The sequence below is a fragment of the Bradyrhizobium sp. USDA 4503 genome, assembly GCF_054055815.1.
The window spans coordinates 2,217,192-2,232,915 of the sequence record NZ_JBSRXS010000001.1; the positions used below are offsets into that span (position 1 = coordinate 2,217,192).

The 15,724-nt window shown below is 64.0% G+C and carries 17 protein-coding genes; 6 read left to right on the forward strand and 11 right to left on the reverse strand.

Annotation, left to right across the window (positions count from 1 at the left end; translation table 11 throughout):
* Nucleotides 1–371 precede the first annotated feature (371 nt).
* Genes ACVMIH_RS10925 through sigJ form a run of 3 tightly spaced genes read left to right on the forward strand, consistent with a single transcriptional unit; the run spans nucleotide 372 to nucleotide 2,182 of the window.
* Nucleotides 372–782, forward strand: coding sequence for a hypothetical protein (locus ACVMIH_RS10925; RefSeq protein WP_456861645.1), 411 nt, complete (start codon nucleotides 372–374; stop codon nucleotides 780–782).
* Between the two features lie 16 nt (nucleotides 783–798).
* Nucleotides 799–1,320, forward strand: a complete 522-nt coding sequence (locus ACVMIH_RS10930) for a hypothetical protein (protein WP_456861646.1) — start codon at nucleotides 799–801, stop codon at nucleotides 1,318–1,320.
* On the forward strand, nucleotides 1,298–2,182 hold the full coding sequence (gene sigJ / locus ACVMIH_RS10935) for an RNA polymerase sigma factor SigJ (RefSeq protein WP_141342195.1): 885 nt from the start codon (nucleotides 1,298–1,300) through the stop codon (nucleotides 2,180–2,182). The genes ACVMIH_RS10930 and sigJ overlap by 23 nt, the downstream gene beginning before the upstream one ends.
* An 8-nt stretch (nucleotides 2,183–2,190) precedes the next feature.
* On the opposite strand, the gene ACVMIH_RS10940 is transcribed toward sigJ, so the two are convergent.
* The 7 genes from ACVMIH_RS10940 to ACVMIH_RS10970 form a co-directional block, all read right to left on the reverse strand.
* Nucleotides 2,191–3,147 carry a 2-hydroxyacid dehydrogenase gene (locus ACVMIH_RS10940; protein ID WP_057019555.1) on the reverse strand — a complete coding sequence of 319 codons (957 nt, stop codon included), beginning with the start codon at nucleotides 3,145–3,147 and terminating at the stop codon, nucleotides 2,191–2,193.
* 154 nt (nucleotides 3,148–3,301) lie between these two features.
* The gene (rplA, locus tag ACVMIH_RS10945; RefSeq protein WP_018272150.1) at nucleotides 3,302–3,994 is read right to left on the reverse strand and encodes a 50S ribosomal protein L1; all 693 of its coding nucleotides are present in this window, start codon (nucleotides 3,992–3,994) and stop codon (nucleotides 3,302–3,304) included.
* 6 nt (nucleotides 3,995–4,000) lie between these two features.
* Nucleotides 4,001–4,429, reverse strand: a complete 429-nt coding sequence (gene rplK / locus ACVMIH_RS10950; protein WP_016840552.1) for a 50S ribosomal protein L11 — start codon at nucleotides 4,427–4,429, stop codon at nucleotides 4,001–4,003.
* Between the two features lie 130 nt (nucleotides 4,430–4,559).
* On the reverse strand, nucleotides 4,560–5,093 hold the full coding sequence (gene nusG, locus ACVMIH_RS10955; protein WP_021081670.1) for a transcription termination/antitermination protein NusG: 534 nt from the start codon (nucleotides 5,091–5,093) through the stop codon (nucleotides 4,560–4,562).
* Nucleotides 5,094–5,113: 20 nt separating this feature from the next.
* Nucleotides 5,114–5,305 (reverse strand): preprotein translocase subunit SecE, encoded by a 192-nt coding sequence (gene secE, locus ACVMIH_RS10960; RefSeq protein WP_028335448.1) that lies wholly within the window; start codon nucleotides 5,303–5,305, stop codon nucleotides 5,114–5,116.
* A 336-nt stretch (nucleotides 5,306–5,641) separates the two neighbouring features.
* Nucleotides 5,642–6,955: an ATP-binding protein gene (locus tag ACVMIH_RS10965; protein WP_456861647.1), complete on the reverse strand. Its 1,314-nt coding sequence runs from the start codon at nucleotides 6,953–6,955 to the stop codon at nucleotides 5,642–5,644.
* Nucleotides 6,956–6,975: 20 nt separating this feature from the next.
* A complete protein-coding gene (locus tag ACVMIH_RS10970) occupies nucleotides 6,976–7,722 on the reverse strand; it encodes a response regulator (protein ID WP_057019557.1) in 747 nt (248 codons plus the stop codon).
* A gap of 204 nt (nucleotides 7,723–7,926) precedes the next feature.
* Here ACVMIH_RS10970 and ACVMIH_RS10975 point away from each other — a divergent pair, with 204 nt between their 5' ends.
* Nucleotides 7,927–8,835: a DUF3313 domain-containing protein gene (locus ACVMIH_RS10975; protein ID WP_456861649.1), complete on the forward strand. Its 909-nt coding sequence runs from the start codon at nucleotides 7,927–7,929 to the stop codon at nucleotides 8,833–8,835.
* A gap of 5 nt (nucleotides 8,836–8,840) precedes the next feature.
* Here ACVMIH_RS10975 and ACVMIH_RS10980 read toward each other — a convergent pair whose 3' ends face one another.
* Nucleotides 8,841–10,454, reverse strand: coding sequence for an acyl-CoA synthetase (locus ACVMIH_RS10980; protein ID WP_141342962.1), 1,614 nt, complete (start codon nucleotides 10,452–10,454; stop codon nucleotides 8,841–8,843).
* A gap of 59 nt (nucleotides 10,455–10,513) precedes the next feature.
* Nucleotides 10,514–11,278, reverse strand: coding sequence for a FadR/GntR family transcriptional regulator (locus tag ACVMIH_RS10985; protein ID WP_018272155.1), 765 nt, complete (start codon nucleotides 11,276–11,278; stop codon nucleotides 10,514–10,516).
* Nucleotides 11,279–11,462: 184 nt separating this feature from the next.
* On the opposite strand from ACVMIH_RS10985, the gene ACVMIH_RS10990 reads away from it, so the two are divergent.
* Nucleotides 11,463–12,668: an ABC transporter substrate-binding protein gene (locus tag ACVMIH_RS10990; RefSeq protein WP_456861652.1), complete on the forward strand. Its 1,206-nt coding sequence runs from the start codon at nucleotides 11,463–11,465 to the stop codon at nucleotides 12,666–12,668.
* A gap of 465 nt (nucleotides 12,669–13,133) precedes the next feature.
* Here the strand turns inward: ACVMIH_RS10990 and ACVMIH_RS10995 are convergent, their stop codons facing one another.
* The gene (locus tag ACVMIH_RS10995; protein WP_456861654.1) at nucleotides 13,134–13,304 is read right to left on the reverse strand and encodes a hypothetical protein; all 171 of its coding nucleotides are present in this window, start codon (nucleotides 13,302–13,304) and stop codon (nucleotides 13,134–13,136) included.
* A 143-nt stretch (nucleotides 13,305–13,447) separates the two neighbouring features.
* A complete protein-coding gene (locus tag ACVMIH_RS11000) occupies nucleotides 13,448–14,272 on the reverse strand; it encodes a restriction endonuclease (protein ID WP_456861656.1) in 825 nt (274 codons plus the stop codon).
* A 379-nt stretch (nucleotides 14,273–14,651) separates the two neighbouring features.
* Here ACVMIH_RS11000 and ACVMIH_RS11005 point away from each other — a divergent pair, with 379 nt between their 5' ends.
* On the forward strand, nucleotides 14,652–14,816 hold the full coding sequence (locus ACVMIH_RS11005) for a hypothetical protein (RefSeq protein ID WP_456861658.1): 165 nt from the start codon (nucleotides 14,652–14,654) through the stop codon (nucleotides 14,814–14,816).
* The last annotated feature ends 908 nt before the right edge of the window (nucleotides 14,817–15,724 follow it).

The window sequence follows — 15,724 nt, forward strand, 5'->3', positions numbered from 1 at the left end:
GAGTGCAAAATCCGGTCTTCACCCGTCTATGCAGGCCATGCGATTAAGCCGTTGAAAACACGAAGTTCTCGCGGGCGCCTGCAGTCTTGGACAGGATCGAGGCACTTCAGCACGCTGAAGGCCCCTGCTCTCACTCCGTCAGAGGCGATGGGTCTCCTTCCTTTCGAGCATCCTTGCGGGCATGCGGAAAGGAATGATCTCCTATCATCTCAGGTTTTCGGATTGCGAGCACGGACATGCCAGCAAGTGCCAGCACGCCCGGAAGGCGCTATGTAGCCGGTCCTGCCCTGCTTGCCAAGAGCAAATTTCAGACCAGTTCGGCGATCCGCCCGGCCCAGCGAAAAATTTCTTCCCGGAGGCGTCACGCTCCAATGCCGTCGCTCGTCTGGGCGCTGGAGGCTCGCATGAAACGATGGATTGCAGGAATTCTCGCCCTCTTCAACGTCGCCAATGGGCTGGTGATGCTGTCGGCCGGTTCCCTCTGGTGGTCGCTGGTGCCCGGCGCCGCCGATACCGGTCCGTTCAACCCTCATTTGGCCCAGGACGTCGGCATTGCCTTCATCGCGGCCGGGCTCGGCCTGGCCGCGCGAGCCTTGTGGCCGGCCTGGTGGCCGGCAGCGGTCGCGGGCGCCGCGTTCCTGGCCGGCCACGGCCTGCTGCATCTCGTGATGATCGCCGGCGGCCACGACCGCCATGCCGCATCCGATCTGGTGGCGGTCGTCCTGCCGGCGGCGCTCGCCCTCTATTCCGCCCTGCCAAATCAAGGAGAACGACATGCGTAGCTTCATCGCGCGCCGCATGCTGCGCGCCTATTCCAGGCGCTACGGCTACGACACCACCTATCTCGAGATCATGCTGAAGGAATCGCCCGCCGCGTTCTTCAAATTCGCCGGCGCGATGAAGGCCGCCGCCTACCGCGCGGTCGCGCCGGTTGAGGCCTTCTATGCTGCCAAGCTGACCGGCGCCCTGGCGGAAGATTGCGGTCCCTGTGCGCAACTGGTCGTCGACATGGCGATCGGAGCCGGAATGGCGGAACAGCAGGTCACCGCCGTGCTCCGTCGTGACGTTGCCCCCATGACCGCGGACACCGCGCTCGGCTTCCACTTCGCCGACGCCATCGTGCAGCGCTCGACCGACGATGACGCCCGCCGCGACGCCGTTCGCGCGCGCTGGGGCGAAAAAGGCGTGATCGACCTCGCCATGGCCCTACAAATCGGCCGCATCTTCCCCATGATGAAGCTGGCGCTGGGATATGCCAGGGAGTGTCGCCGCGTGACCGTGGCCGGCCATCAGATCGATGTCATCAAGCAGGCTGCCTGAGCGCGACCCGCTGGCGCCGTATCGGGCGCGGCTGACCGGGCTTGCCTATCGCATGCTCGGTAGCCGCGGCGATGCCGACGATGTGGTCCAGGACGCCTGGCTGCGGTTCGCCGCGGTCGACGACGTTCGCAATCCCGAGGCGTTCCTCGTCACGGTGGTGACCCGGCTTTGTCTTGACCGGCTGAAGAGCGCCCGCGCCCAGCGCGAGGTCTATGTCGGAGCCTGGTTGCCCGAGCCGGTGTTCGACGAGGCGCTGTCGGCCGAGGCGGCGACCGAACTCGCCGACGATCTCTCCTTCGCGCTGATGCTGGCGCTCGACGCCCTGACGCCCCTCGAGCGCGCCGCGTTCCTGCTGCACGACGTGTTCGACCGGCCGTTCGCGGAAGTCGCCCGCACCCTCGAGCGCAGCGAGGCGGCCTGCCGGCAGCTCGCCGCGCGCGCCCGCCGATCGGTCCGCGACAACCGCCCTGTTCCCGCCGAGCCGCCCGAAGGCCACGCACGGCTGCTGACGGCATTCTGCAAGGCCGCGGCCAGCGGCGACGTCTCCGCCCTCGCCAACCTGCTGCGCGAGGATGCCATCGCGATCACCGACGGCGGCGGCCGCAAGCTGGCGGCGCTGAAGCCGATCAAGGGGGCAGAGAAGATCGTCCGCTTCATCATCGGTATCGCCGGCAAGAACGCCGGCAGCGAGGTTCGCGTCGAACCGATGATGGTCAATGGCAGCGCGGGCGCGCTGATCTTCCTCGATGGCGAAGTCGACCACACACTGAGCATGGCGATCGACGGCGAGACCGGCCGGATCGCGGCGATCTACATCGTCCGCAACCCGGACAAGCTGCGCCACGCGCCGCGCCGGAGCTGAAGCTCCGGTCAGGCCGCCGTCGCCACCGGATAGGCGAGCGGCTTGCCGGCAAAGAACGCGTCGAGATTGGCCAGCACGCAATCCTGCATGGCGACGTGCGATTCCAGCGTGTGGCCGCCGAGATGCGGCGACAGCACCACGTTCGGCAACGCCGTCAGCGCATCGGGCGCATGTGGCTCCCTCGCGAACACGTCGAGGCCGGCACCGGCGATCACGCCGTCGGTCAACGCTGCGACCAGCGCCTTCTCGTCGATGACCGAGCCGCGCGCGATGTTGACGACGAACCCGTCGCTGCCGAGCCGGCGCAGGATGTCGGCATTGACCGCATGCTCGGTCTCGGCGCCGGCGCGGACGGCCACCAGCAGCACGCAGCACCAATCGGCGAGCGCCTCCAGCGTCGGAAAGTATTGATAGGGCACGTCCTGCTTCGAGCGGCTGAAATAGCCGACCTCGGTCTCGAAGGCCGCGACGCGGGCGGCGATCTTGCGGCCGATCTCGCCCATGCCGTAGACGCCGACCTTGCGGCCGCGCATGCCGGCCTGCGGCCGCATCATCGGCGACGGCTTTGCACCGGCCCAGTCGCCGCTCCGCACGTAATTGTCAGCCACCAGCAGCCGCCGCACCGACGCCAGCATCAAGGTCACCGCCGTGTCGGCGACGGAGGCCGCATTGGCCCCCGGGCTGTGGCCGACCGCGATGCCGCGCCTGGCGGCCGCGGCGAGATCGACGCCGTCATAACCGGTGCCGTAGCAGACGATTGCGCCGAGCTTCGGCAGCATGTCCATGGCCTCCGTGCCGAGCGCCGTGCCGCCCGCGGTGATCATGGCGCGGATATCGGCGAGCTCGGCCGCCGGGAACGCTTCATCCAATCGCTTGCCCGCCGCGTTCAGCAGCTCATAGCGCTCGCCGAAGCGGATCAGCTGGGCCTTGGGAAAGCGTGAATAGACCAGGACCTTATCGGGCATTGTTGTTCTTTCTTGCGAGAGGCTTCAGATCTTGTCTTGGCGCGTTTTCTTCACGCGAACCGGTAGCCACTTCGCTCGAAAACGCTTTGGCAAAACAAAGGGCGGAACCGGTTGCCCGGTCCCGCCCCTCTTTATCTCGTCACGGCCAGAGACCTCAGCCGAGGATTGTGCCCGGCTCGACCTTCACGCCCGGGCCCATGGTGGAGGAAACCGCCACGCGCTGGATGTAGGTGCCCTTGGAGCCCGCCGGCTTCGCCTTGGAGACCGCGTCCGCGAGCGCCTTGACGTTCTCGACCAGCTTGTCCTCGGAGAACGAGGCCTTGCCGATGCCGGCCTGCACGATGCCCGCCTTCTCGACGCGGAACTCGACCGAGCCGCCCTTGGCGCCCTTCACGGCGTTGGTGACGTCCATGGTCACGGTGCCGATCTTCGGGTTCGGCATCATGCCGCGCGGACCGAGCACCTTACCGAGGCGGCCGACCAGGGGCATCATGTCGGGCGTGGCGATACAACGATCGAAATCGATCGCGCCGCCCTGCACCTTCTCGACCAGGTCTTCCGCACCGACGACGTCGGCACCGGCGGCCTTGGCTTCCTCAGCCTTGGCGCCGCGCGCGAACACGCCGACACGAAGCGTACGGCCGGTTCCGTTCGGCAGGTTGACGACGCCGCGGACCATCTGGTCGGCGTGGCGCGGGTCGACGCCGAGATTGATCGCGATCTCGATCGTCTCGTCGAACTTCGACTTGGCGCGCTCCTTGACCATCTTGATGGCATCCGCGAGCGGATAGAGCTTCTCGCGATCGACGCCCTCGCGGGCCTTCTTCAAACGCTTTCCGATTGACATGGCCCGTTACCCCGCAACTTCCAGACCCATCGAACGGGCAGAGCCCTCGACCATCTTCATGGCCGATTCGATGGTGTCGCAATTCAAGTCCTTCATCTTCTTCTCGGCGATCTCGCGCACTTGCGCCTTGGTCACCTGGCCGGCCTTGTCACGGCCCGGCGCCTTCGATCCGGACTGGATCTTGGCGGCCTGCTTGAGGAAGTAGGACATCGGAGGGGTCTTCATCTCGAAGGTGAAGGACCGGTCCGCATAGATGGTGATGATCACCGGGATCGGGGTGTTCTTCTCTTCCTTCTGGGTCTGCGCGTTGAACGCCTTGCAGAACTCCATGATGTTGAGACCGCGCTGACCAAGCGCGGGGCCGATCGGGGGCGAAGGATTCGCCGCACCGGCCGGGACCTGAAGCTTCAGGTATCCGGTCACTTTCTTTGCCATTTATCACTCCTGTTGTGCCGGACGTGCCGGCGGTTTCAGGTTCCGTGGTTCGGTTGAAGGGGCTGGCGACCGCCTCCTCCCTCCCACGGCCTCTCGACTTGACGCGAGGCATATACCCCGCGCCGTCCGGTCAGACCACCTTTTCGACCTGACCGAATTCCAGTTCCACGGGCGTCGCGCGGCCGAAGATCGACACCGCGACCTTGACGCGCGAGCGCGCCTCGTCGATTTCTTCCACCACGCCGGAGAACGAAGCGAACGGGCCGTCGGCCACGCGTACGTTCTCCCCGATCTCGAACGACACCGACGCCTTCGGACGCTCCACGCCCTCCTGCACCTGGTGCAGGATCCGCATCGCCTCCGCTTCCGAGATCGGCATCGGCTTGTTTTCCGCGCCGAGGAAGCCGGTCACCTTCGGGGTGTTCTTGATCAGATGGAACGCCTCGTCGGTCAGCTTCATCTTCACCAGCACATAGCCCGGGAAGAACTTGCGCTCGGCGTCGATCTTGCGGCCGCGGCGCACCTCTGTGACCTTCTCGGTCGGCACTAGAATCTGCTCGAACAGTTCTTCCAGCCCACGCTGCTTGGCCTGCTCGCGGATCGATTCCTGAACCTTCTTCTCGAAGTTCGAATAGGCGTGGACGATGTACCAGCGCTTGTCCATCAATTGAGTTCCCATGCTCATCAGTGGATGCCCAGTATCAGGGTAATCAGATAGCGGATGATCTGATCTGCGGCGAAGAAGAAGACCGAGGCCAGCGCCACCATCACGAACACCATGATGGTGGTGATGGTCGTCTCGCGGCGCGTCGGCCAGGTGACCTTGGCGGTCTCCGAGCGCACTTCCTGCAGGAATTTGAACGGGCTGAAAGCCATCGTGAGATCCGCGTCCGTCTCCGGACGATTGCAACGTTTCAAGGAATCCGAACAGCCGACCTTGCGGACCCAGCCCTCGTTTGGAAGGTTGAGCCGATAAACGAGCTCGAATGTTCGGGGAATTAGGCCGCGCCGGATATCCGCCATCAAAGCGGGCCGGCTGCGAGTGGCGAGTATCTACTGCGAGACCGGCCAAACGTCAAGGTCGGCGGGGTCGGGTCCGGCTCCCGCCCGGTTCGGGGAGATCGGGCATTGGTCTCTCCAAATCAAGGGCTTAGCCGGCGCCCTGCGATCCCCTGGCGTCCTGGCGGGATCAGCGTCGTTCGTCTCGCCCCTCTAGGCCAGGCCGGGTTTTGGCGGCAGCAGCATCGATACGAGCAGTCCGCTCGGCTCCCGCAGCCTCAAAGCGATGCTGCCGCCATGGCGCTTGGCGATATCCTGCGCGATCGATAGCCCCAGCCCGAAGCCCCCCTCCTGCCGGGCGCTGTCGGCCTTGAAGAAGGGCTCGAATACCTTGTCGTGCAGCGCAGTTGGGATGCCCGGACCGTCATCCGCCACCTCGATCTCGATGTGGCCGGCCTCCATGGGGCGAAGCGTCACCGCGACCTTGCTGCCGTGCTTGACCGCATTCTCCACGATATTGGTGACGGCGCGCGACAGCGCGCGGGGCCGGCAGGCATAAGGCAGACGCGCCGGCCCGGCATAGGATACCGCGTGGCCCATGTCGGCGAAGTCCGAACAGATGGTCTGCAGGAAGCTCGGCAGGTCGATGAACGACGCCGCCTCCGAGCGGGCATCCTCGCGCAGATACTCCAGGGTCTCGTTGATCATGCGCGTCATCTTGGCGATATCGCCCAGCATCGCCGGGCGCAGGGTGTCGTCGCCGACGCGCTCGGTGCGCAGCCTGAGCCGGGTCAGCGGCGTCCGCAGGTCATGACTGATGGCGGCGAGCATGCGGGTGCGGTCGTCGAGCAGCGCTGCGATACGCGTGCGCATGTCGTTCAGCGCGTCGGCGACTTGGGCGATCTCGAGCGGACCGCGCCGGCGCAGCACCTCGGGAGCCCGCGGCGAGCGGCCGAACGAGGTCGCGGCACGCGCGACATCGGCCAGCGGCGCGATCACCCAACGCACCGCATAGACCGACAGCAGCAGCATCGAGATCAGCACGATGATCGTCCCCCCGGCCAGCGGGCGGAGCAAAGTGGACCAAAGGCCGCCTTTGACCGCAACATCGGCCATCAGCGCGTGGCCATCGTCGAGTCTCACGATCACCTGTGACGACGAGCCTGCGGGATGGCGCAGATCCTCCATCAATTCAATTCCGGGCTCCGCAGCCAGTTGCCGGAACGCTCGCATGGAAAACGACCGCGTCTCTGCGGCTGCTCGAGGCACCAGTTCGCCTAAGGCGACGCGCCTGACGTCGAGACCGCCGCTCCTGGCTGCGGCCAGCAGTTCATCCGCGTCTGCCGGCGTCTTCGTGGAACGCACGAGCTGCGTGAGCTCCGCGACCCGCCCGGCAAGAAACTTCTGCGTGTCGGTGATCGAGGGAGAATCGAACAGAAAAATGATGGTCACCGCCGCGAGCGTGATGCCGATCAGTTCCGAGAGCGCGACGAGGCTCATGAGTTGCGCAGCGACGCTGCGCGGCATCAGCCGCTGCGCCCATCCCATCATATCTGCTCGACCGCAGGCGTGAAGAGGTAGCCGCCGAGCCGCACCGTCTTGATCATCGAGCGGTCCTTCGGATCCGGTTCGATCTTCTGCCTGATGCGGCTGATATGAACGTCGACGCTGCGCTCGACTGAGGCGATCAGGCCGCCGAAGGCCTGCTCGATCAATTGCTCGCGTGACAGCACCTGCCCAGGATTGCGGCAGAACGCCAGCAGCAGATCGAACTCGGCACCGGTCAGCGTGATCCGGACGCCCGCGGGGTCATGCAGCTCACGGGTGGTGGGGTTGATGCGCCATCCGGCAAAGGTCAGCGGACGCGGCCGTGACCGCGACGTGGCGCCGCTCTCGACGCGGCGCAGCAGCGCCCGGATGCGGGCGACCAGTTCGCGCGAATTGAACGGCTTGGTGACGTAGTCATCGGCACCGAGCTCGAGGCCGAGGATACGGTCGATGTCCTCGCCCCGCGCGGTGACCATGATGATCGGAATCGAAGACGACATGCGCAGGCGCCGGCAGATGCTCAGCCCATCCTCGCCCGGCAGCATCACGTCGAGTACGACGAGATCAAAGCTCTCGCGCTTGAGCAGCGCATCCATCTCCACGGCCGAGCCGACCAGCACCGGTCGGAAGCCGTTGTCCTCAAGCACCTCGGCCAGCATGCGCGCGATATCGGCATCGTCCTCGACGCAGAGGATGCGTGCGTTGGTGACGGGGAAAGCCACGAGGTCGTATTCCAGGATTTGCATCACGGCATTTTAGAGGCCTCGGCCCCGGATGCGCAGTGCGCAAATATAGCGTTTTGTTAAGCCTGCACGGCCAAATGTGGCTCAAATAGGTCGCGCGGTTTCGCGAGCTACATCTGACTTAATATCTCTTAATCCCGACCCCGGCGGCCCTGCTCTATCGTGACCTTCGATCGTTCGTGGGGTGAGCGGTCGTTCGAGGGGTACATGAGAATCGAATTTCTGCCGGGCGCTGCGACTGATGCGCGGAGCACGGGCCGGGCGTCGCGCAACGGTCAGCCCAATCGGTCATCCCTGCTTGCCGGCGCTGCGGTTGCGATGGTGTTGTTGTCGGGCTGTGCCAGCGCACCGATGACGCGAGGCGGGTCACTGGCATCCTACGACAATCTCACGCCGTCCGACGGAGTGCTGGCGAAATCGCTGGTTCGCGTCAACAAGGACGAGGTCCTCGCCGCGAAGACGGTGCGGATCGTCCCGACGACCTTCTCGCAGGCAGCGTCGCCGACGCTGTCCCAGGAGCAGCGGCACCTGGTGGCCAACGCGATCGATCGTTCGCTGTGCGTCGGCCTGAGCGAGCGGCTGCAGGTTGTTGGTCCCGATCAGCCTGCGGATCTGTCCCTGCACGCGCTTGTCACCCAGGCGGCGCCCACCGACGAGGTCGCGGCGGGCACTTCCATGGTGGTCAGCTTCCTGCCGAGCGCGCTCGGCGCGGGCGTGCCGGTGCCGGTGCCGCGGTTGCCGGTCGGGCTTGGCAGCCTGACCGTCGAAGCCGAGGTGCGCGATCAGGCCAGCCGCCAGCAGGCGGCGATGATCTGGGCCCGCGGGGCGAATTCTTTCACCAACTCGCCGATGGTCTCGAGCGCCGGTGACGCCTACGATCTCGCCCCTTCCTTCAGCGACGATTTCAGCAAGCTCGTCGTCACCGGCGCGACGCCATTCGGAAAGGCGCCAGAGCTGCCATCGTTCGACAAGATTGGCGCAACGCTCGGCGGCAAGCCGAAATACGCGGCCTGCGAGGCGTTCGGCCGCAATCCCGGCCTGGTCGGAATGGCCGCCGGCAAGCTCGGCTTGCCGCCGGAATGGTCGGACAAGGCGCCGGCGACAGCTGGCCAATAGACAGCCTAGCCGGCGAAGCTCTTCTGCACCGCCTGGTCGAGCGTGGCGCCGCCGAGATAGCGCTGGCGCAGCTCGCGCTTGAGCAGCTTGCCGCTCGGATTCTTCGGCAAGGCATCCACGAAGATGACCTGCTTCGGCACCTTGAAATGGGCCATCGACGCCGCGCAATGCTTGATGACGGCGTCGGCATCGAGGCTCTGGCCGGCCTTGACCACGACGATCGCGGTCACCGCCTCGATCCAGCGCGGATCAGGCAGCCCGACCACCGCGACCTCCGACACCGAAGGCAACCGGTAGATCATCTCCTCGACCTCGCGGCTCGCGACATTCTCGCCGCCGCTCTTGATCATGTCCTTCACGCGATCGACGACGGTGATGTAGCCGTCGGCATCGATGGTCGCGAGATCGCCGGAATGAAACCAGCCGCCGGCGAACGCGGCCGCAGTCTTGACCGGATCGTTGTAATAGCCTGACAACAGATGCGGCGAGCGATGCACGATCTCGCCGACCTCCCCCACCCCGACGTCGGTCATATCAGGCCTGACCACCCGCGTCTCGACATTGATCGCGGGCTTGCCGGCCGAGCCGGCCTTCGGCAGCTGGTCCTCCGGCGACAGCACGGTCGCGAGCGGCGCGATCTCGGTCTGGCCGTAGAAATTCCAGAACTTCACCTCGGGCAGCCGGCGCTGCAACTCGAGCAGCACCTCTACCGGCATGATCGAGGCGCCGTAATAGCCCTTGCGCAGGGTCGACAGGTCGGTGCGGTCGAACGCGCCCGAGCGCAGCATCGCGATCCAGATCGTCGGCGGCGCGAAGAACGAATTGATCTTGTGGGCCGCGATCAGCGCCAGGACATTGTCGGGCACCGGCTTGCCGGTAATGAGGCTGGTGGCGCCGAGATAGATCGCGGGCCCCAGGAAAACGTCGAGCTGCGCGCAGTGATAGAGCGGCAGCGCGTGCAGCACCGTATCGTCGGTCGCCATGCCGCCGTCGATGATGCAGCTGACATACTGCCACATAACGGCTTCGTGGGTGAGGATCGCGCCCTTCGGCAGCGACTCGGTGCCGCTGGTGTAGATGACCTGCGCGGGATCTCGGCTGTCCACCGACACCTCCGGCGCCGAGGCGTCGCTGTGCAGCAGGGTGTCGAACGTCGTGATGCCGTCGGGTGCGGTGGCCGGATCCTCGCCCGGCAGCCAGATCAAGGTCTCGACCGCCGAGCCCTTGGCGGCCGCAGCGTGCGCCGTCTCCACGAAATCCGGGCCGACCGCGAGCAGCTTGGCGCCGGAATTGGCGAGGATGAAATTGATCTCGTCCGGATTGAGCATGAAGTTGATCGGCACCAGGATCGCGCCGATCCGGGCCACCGCAAAGCGGAGCGCGGCGAAGCCGTGCGAGTTGCGCGACAGCACCGCGACGCGATCGCCCTTCGCAACGCCAAGCGCGAGCAAGCCACGGCCGAGCCGATTGCAGATCGCGTCCATCTCCGCAAAGCTCCAGCTCACCGCGCCGCAGATCAGCGCGGTCTTGCCGGGGTAGCGCTTCGCCGACCGGCGCAGCAGATCGCCGATGCTGTGCCCGCGGGCGCGCTGGATGGTTGCTGCGATGTCTCCGCTCATTTGTCCCTCCCGAATGTGCTTGTTGTCGTTGTTTTCGTCTTGTCTTGGCCGCGCCGTCGCTATTGCCGGGCGGCGTAAGCGTGTTCCATGTAGGTGTGCTCGACCGAGCGATCGAGCGAGGCGATCTTCTCGAAACCGCGCCGCCAGTCCTGCAGGTGCCGCCGCGTCCACAGCACGCCGGCCTCCTTGTCGCGCCGCTTGATCGCGTCGAGCAGATGATGGTGCGCCTCGACCAGCCGCGCGCCGCCCTCGGGCACGCCGCCCACGATCATCTCGGTGGTCGGAAAGAACAGTTGCGCGGCGGGCTCGCGCGCCAGTTGCAGCACGCGGTTCTGCGAAGCCTTGGCCATCAGCACATGGAATTCCGCATCGAGCTCGGCCAGCGCCGCGGGATTGCCGACGACAGCTGCGCTGCGCTCGAGATTGCCGGCGAGCTCGGCGATGTTCTCCTCGGTCGCGCGCTCCACCGCGCCCTCGACGCTCGCGACCTCCAGCGTCATCGAGGTCTCGAACAATTCGCGGAACGTCACCTCGTGCAGGATCAGCGCGCGGGACAGTCGCGTCGCGAGCTTGTTGTAGCGCGGCAGGCAGGCCTGCAGCCGGCGGCTGGAATCGCGGCGGATCAGCCCGCCCTCCTCGAGCACGCGAATGCCCTCGCGCACCGTCGAGCGGTTGACGCCGAACTGCGCAACCAGCTGCTGCTCGGTGCCGATCGGCTCGCCCGGCTTGATCCGCCCGTTGATGATCTCGCGTTCGATCGCGTCGGCGACCTTCTGATAGGCCGGCGCGACATCGATACGCCGGAACAGCGGCGTGGTGGGCATCTTCAGCTCCCCCGGACCCCGATTGTCGTTTGTCGGACAAAAGATAGGCGAAGGCCCTTGGGGCGTCAAACGGGCAATATTCGGCCTGATTGTCGCACCCGGGCGGTCGGAATTGACACCGGAACCGGGCAAATCTAGCTTTGTCGGACAAACTGACAAGAACACCTCGGGGAGGCACACCATCATGAAATCCATCGTCACGAGTCTGTCCGCCGCCGGCCTGATCGCGGCTGTGCTGGCAGGGCCGGTGCTCGCGCAGCAGGCGCCGCTCAAGATCGGCGTGCTCACGGATTTCCAGTCGGTCTATTCGGACATCGGCGGCGCCGGCAATGTCGAGGCCACCAAGATGGCGATCGAGGAGTTCGGCGGGTCGATGTTCGGCAAGCCGATCGAGCTCGTCACCGCCGACGCCCTCAACAAGGCCGACGTCGCCGCCACCATCACCCGCAAATGGTACGAGGCCGAGAATGTCGACATGATCATCGACCTGCCGACCTCGGCGACCGCGCTCGCCGGCATGGAGATGTCGAAGCAGTTCGAGAAGATCATGATTGTGACGGATGCGGCGAGCTCCGACATCACCGGCAAGTCCTGCTCGCCCTACACGCTGCACTGGACTTACGACACCTACGCCAACGCCCACACCGTCGGCAGCGCGATCGTGAAGAACGGCGGCGATACCTGGTTCTTCATCACCGCCGACTATCTGTTCGGTCATTCGATCGAACGCGACACCGGCGACGTGGTCCGCGCCGCCGGCGGCAAGGTGCTCGGCAGTGCGCGGCATCCGCTCAACACGCCGGACTTCTCGTCCTTCCTGCTGCAGGCGCAGGCCTCGAAGGCCAAGATCATCGGCATGGCCAATGGCGGCGCCGACACCATCAACACCATCAAGCAGGCCTCCGAATTCGGCATCGTCGCGGGCGGGCAAAACCTCGCCGGCATCGTGATGTTCATCTCGGATATCCACAGCCTCGGGCTCAAGCTCGCGCAGGGCCTGATCATCACCGAGGCCTACTACTGGGATCTCAACGACCGCACCCGCGCCTTCGGCAAGCGCTTCTTCGAGCGCATGAAGCGGATGCCGACGATGAACCAGGCCGCGACCTACAGCGCCACCCTGCACTACCTCAACGCGGTGAAGGCCGCCGGCACCAAGGAGACCAAGCCGGTGCTGGCCAAGATGCGCGCGACCCCGGTCCGCGACGCCTTCACTGACAACGGCGTGGTGCGCGAGGACGGCCGCATGGTGCACTCGATGTTCCTGTTCGAGGTCAAGAAGCCCGAGGAATCGAAGGCGCCGTGGGATTACTACAAGGTGCTCGCCGAAGTACCCGGCGACCAGGCGTTCAGGCCGCTGAAGGACGGCGGCTGCCCGCTCATCAAGTAGGCGAACAGGATCATGGCCGGGGGCCGGGACCTCGGCCAAGGCATTCAAATGATTGGGAAAAGGCTGGCAGGAGTGGCAGGGCTCGAACCTGCGACCCCCGGTTTTGGAGATTGAAAAGCACTATGACCGCTGGTTGGCTGTAGTGTCGTCTTGTTTCATTTCGTTGACGTTTTCGTCGGCTTGCCCGCAGCCTTGTGCTGCCTAGTTATGCCCTATTTCATTGCGTTTGGGTCCAAGCTTGGGTCCGCCGGCGCCGGCAATTTCCACAGGCTCATTCCGGGTTGCGGAGCGAACCTCATATCGATCCCATGATCCTAAAGGCAATCGAAGATGAGCTAGGTAGGTCACAAGCCATTTTGCAAGTTCAGGACCTCGAGGATCAGGTCTGCTCGATTATCTCGCTTGATGGACGAAGAAGAACGCTACGAGGGTGCGCCCCCATAAGGCTCGCGACGTTCTCCACCGTTATTCTTTGCCGATTTTTACACCATTGGCGTGGTCGAGGCGGTCAGTGCGGCCTTGCGCTCCAAATATCGAGATTTTGCTCGCGGGCCTCGGGAAAATCTGACCTACAGACGATTGCGTGATTGGAGGCGAAAGATCCTGCTCCTGCGGAAAGCGGCGGATCACGCTCAAAAAGTGCTCCACTCACCGCATCCTGAGCAGTCAATCACGCTGACTTAGATTTCGCCCGCCCCCGCTTTACCTTCGAAACCCGTTTCTTTGGTGCGGCTGCTTTTTTGGTCGTGCGTTTCGGGGCGGCAACTGCCTTCTTCGGCTTACTCCCCATTAACGGAAACCCGAATGGTGTCCTTCTGCACTGAACACGAGATGGTGCTGTCGCCACTGACCACTTTGATAGTCGATAGAGCGGCCCTCAGGCTTGGCCGATCGAATTCTTTAACAGGTAGAGGATTTGGAAAGCACCAATCAAAGGAATCTCGGCTTTGGTTGAACGCTTTCGAGACAAATCTGCCGTGATGAACCACGTCCAGCATTCTTGCCTCAATCAGCTCTGTCACGGCGGCAAGAAGCTCGACCCGATTGATGGTATTCTCACCGAACACGGCGGCAGCGTGAGTGGATTGAGCAAGCTTATTCAGCTCCGCGAGGATAGTCTTGAAATCGACGGGCAAAACTTCCTTGGCTTGGCGCAGCCCGTACTTGACTGAGAGTTGACCATGCACCGAAAGTAGATGCTCCAATGTATAGAAAGGCCAGATTCTAATCAGCGGAGACGATTTACGTTCGTTGTGGCGGTCTACCTCATCCCTGCACTGGGTGGAGAAATTTGCCGTCGTCACAAACAATAGAAAGTCGGCCTTGTGATTCATTGCGACCGATAGCTTCTCATGAACAGTAGGCCAGTCGATCGACTTTCCGTACCGTTTGCACTCGATGTACCACTTTTGGGGAACGTAATCCCCGGAGAAATCCGGTGACGTGAATTCGCCCTCCAGGTCGCGCCCGCCGTCAGAACCGGGCGTGCGCCACTTCAGGTTCCGAATGCCCGACAAGAACAAAAGGTCGTATGCGAGGTTCTCGAAATCGGTGGGGTGCATTTTCTTCATGCGCCCCACAACCGTGGCAGCTCTCTTTGCCATCCGCCTCCCCAAAACGCTAGTTCCGGGGACTGCACTTGCTGGTTGCCTTCGCAAGCTATACCAATGATTGATTCTCGCTTTTCCGGCTAAGCGGCCAGCGGGCCGGCCGCGAGTTTCGAACTCGCGCGCGCCATTCGAGTTCGAATGGGAAGCGTTGCGGCCGGCGCTGAGCGAGGCGCATTTCCAAGCCTGGCGCGACTAGCGCGACCGGACTACGCGCAAGCAGGCGATGTGGGCGCGGCGAAAAGCTGCCTTCTCAACAACCATCGTCGCTGATGCGCTGTCCCTGCGGCGCGACCTTTGATAGCCACAACCCGGCCGAAAGCCACGTACACCGCCAGCACATCCATGCCGCGCAGATGCGCGATGGGACCCACCGATGAAGATGAAGGGCGACCACCCCTACGCCGACCCCGAGAAAGCCGCCCGCAGGAACATGGAGCACGCCCGCGCATTCGAGCCGATCCAAGACGGCAGGATCTACATCGAGAAGATCAACCGTTCGATGATCGACGGAGACAAGGCGACACGGACTGAGTACTAGGCTGGGCTGATGCACGCCAAAGGTCAGCGCCGGCTCGAGTAACACGAGAGCGGCACCTTCGTGAGGATCACGCAGGCTGGAAACGACCTGTTCGCTTAACATACGATAAGGAGCGAGCGATCGACGCTGATTTGCCTGCGGTTGACCAGATCCAACGCGAGCGCAAACTCTATGGCGAGGGGACGGGACTAGCCCGCTAAGGCGCGGCGCGTTCTGCAGCTCGCCTACCCAAGGCCCCGATGCACGTCTCCTCAGCGTCGGGGCCTTTTACTCCGGCAAGCGTCGCTTTGTGACACCAAACGTCAGCTGCGACTGAGAAACCGTATTCGTTAATCGCGCCACAATGCCAAGCGCCGAAGCTTCGATGGTGGGTCCCGGAGCCGCTCGATTGAGGCCACCGTACTGGTAGCTTCGGCAGGATGAGCCCAACCCTGCGTCACGAAGCACCAAACGCCGGATGTTTAAACCGGTGCCGCACCGTCCTAGCTCATTGCAAATGAAGCAATTTTTCGCCGATCGTTTTCTCGTGGACCCATACTTGGACCTAACACGTCGTCGGTCTGCCTGACGAGGCAGCGAACTTCGGTTGCTAGCTGCTGCATACCGCCGCCGGTTTCAACGAGACGGTCCCGTGGGTCACGATGATCCACGAGGCAAGCGGAAGCCTGATGTCTCGCAATGACAGCAGCAACGGCGCATGACATGAGTCCTTCCGCCTAGCCTCACACCGTCTAAATAACACGTTCTAGAATCCTCTCCGAGCCCGCCGCTGACCTCAGGGTTCGATTGTCGCCGCTGGCTGACGGCCAGCGGTTGCTTGCCCGCGCCGGTCGGCGCCGCCGATAGTCTGCTGCTATCGTCGATGAGCTGCGCATGAAGCTTCCGGATCTGCACGTTTCGCTCGAGCA

Coding starts and splice junctions, on each gene's coding strand:
- ACVMIH_RS10990 (WP_456861652.1), top strand. CDS start 11,463: ATGAAATCCATCGTCACGAGTCTGTCCGCCGCCGGCCTGATCGCGGCT.
- nusG (WP_021081670.1), bottom strand. CDS start 5,093: ATGGACAAGCGCTGGTACATCGTCCACGCCTATTCGAACTTCGAGAAG.
- secE (WP_028335448.1), bottom strand. CDS start 5,305: ATGGCTTTCAGCCCGTTCAAATTCCTGCAGGAAGTGCGCTCGGAGACC.
- rplK (WP_016840552.1), bottom strand. CDS start 4,429: ATGGCAAAGAAAGTGACCGGATACCTGAAGCTTCAGGTCCCGGCCGGT.
- ACVMIH_RS10985 (WP_018272155.1), bottom strand. CDS start 11,278: ATGCCCACCACGCCGCTGTTCCGGCGTATCGATGTCGCGCCGGCCTAT.
- ACVMIH_RS10975 (WP_456861649.1), top strand. CDS start 7,927: ATGAGAATCGAATTTCTGCCGGGCGCTGCGACTGATGCGCGGAGCACG.
- rplA (WP_018272150.1), bottom strand. CDS start 3,994: ATGTCAATCGGAAAGCGTTTGAAGAAGGCCCGCGAGGGCGTCGATCGC.
- sigJ (WP_141342195.1), top strand. CDS start 1,298: ATGTCATCAAGCAGGCTGCCTGAGCGCGACCCGCTGGCGCCGTATCGG.
- ACVMIH_RS10940 (WP_057019555.1), bottom strand. CDS start 3,147: ATGCCCGATAAGGTCCTGGTCTATTCACGCTTTCCCAAGGCCCAGCTG.
- ACVMIH_RS11000 (WP_456861656.1), bottom strand. CDS start 14,272: ATGGCAAAGAGAGCTGCCACGGTTGTGGGGCGCATGAAGAAAATGCAC.
- ACVMIH_RS10925 (WP_456861645.1), top strand. CDS start 372: ATGCCGTCGCTCGTCTGGGCGCTGGAGGCTCGCATGAAACGATGGATT.
- ACVMIH_RS10980 (WP_141342962.1), bottom strand. CDS start 10,454: ATGAGCGGAGACATCGCAGCAACCATCCAGCGCGCCCGCGGGCACAGC.
- ACVMIH_RS10930 (WP_456861646.1), top strand. CDS start 799: ATGCTGCGCGCCTATTCCAGGCGCTACGGCTACGACACCACCTATCTC.
- ACVMIH_RS10970 (WP_057019557.1), bottom strand. CDS start 7,722: ATGCAAATCCTGGAATACGACCTCGTGGCTTTCCCCGTCACCAACGCA.
- ACVMIH_RS11005 (WP_456861658.1), top strand. CDS start 14,652: ATGAAGATGAAGGGCGACCACCCCTACGCCGACCCCGAGAAAGCCGCC.
- ACVMIH_RS10965 (WP_456861647.1), bottom strand. CDS start 6,955: ATGCCGCGCAGCGTCGCTGCGCAACTCATGAGCCTCGTCGCGCTCTCG.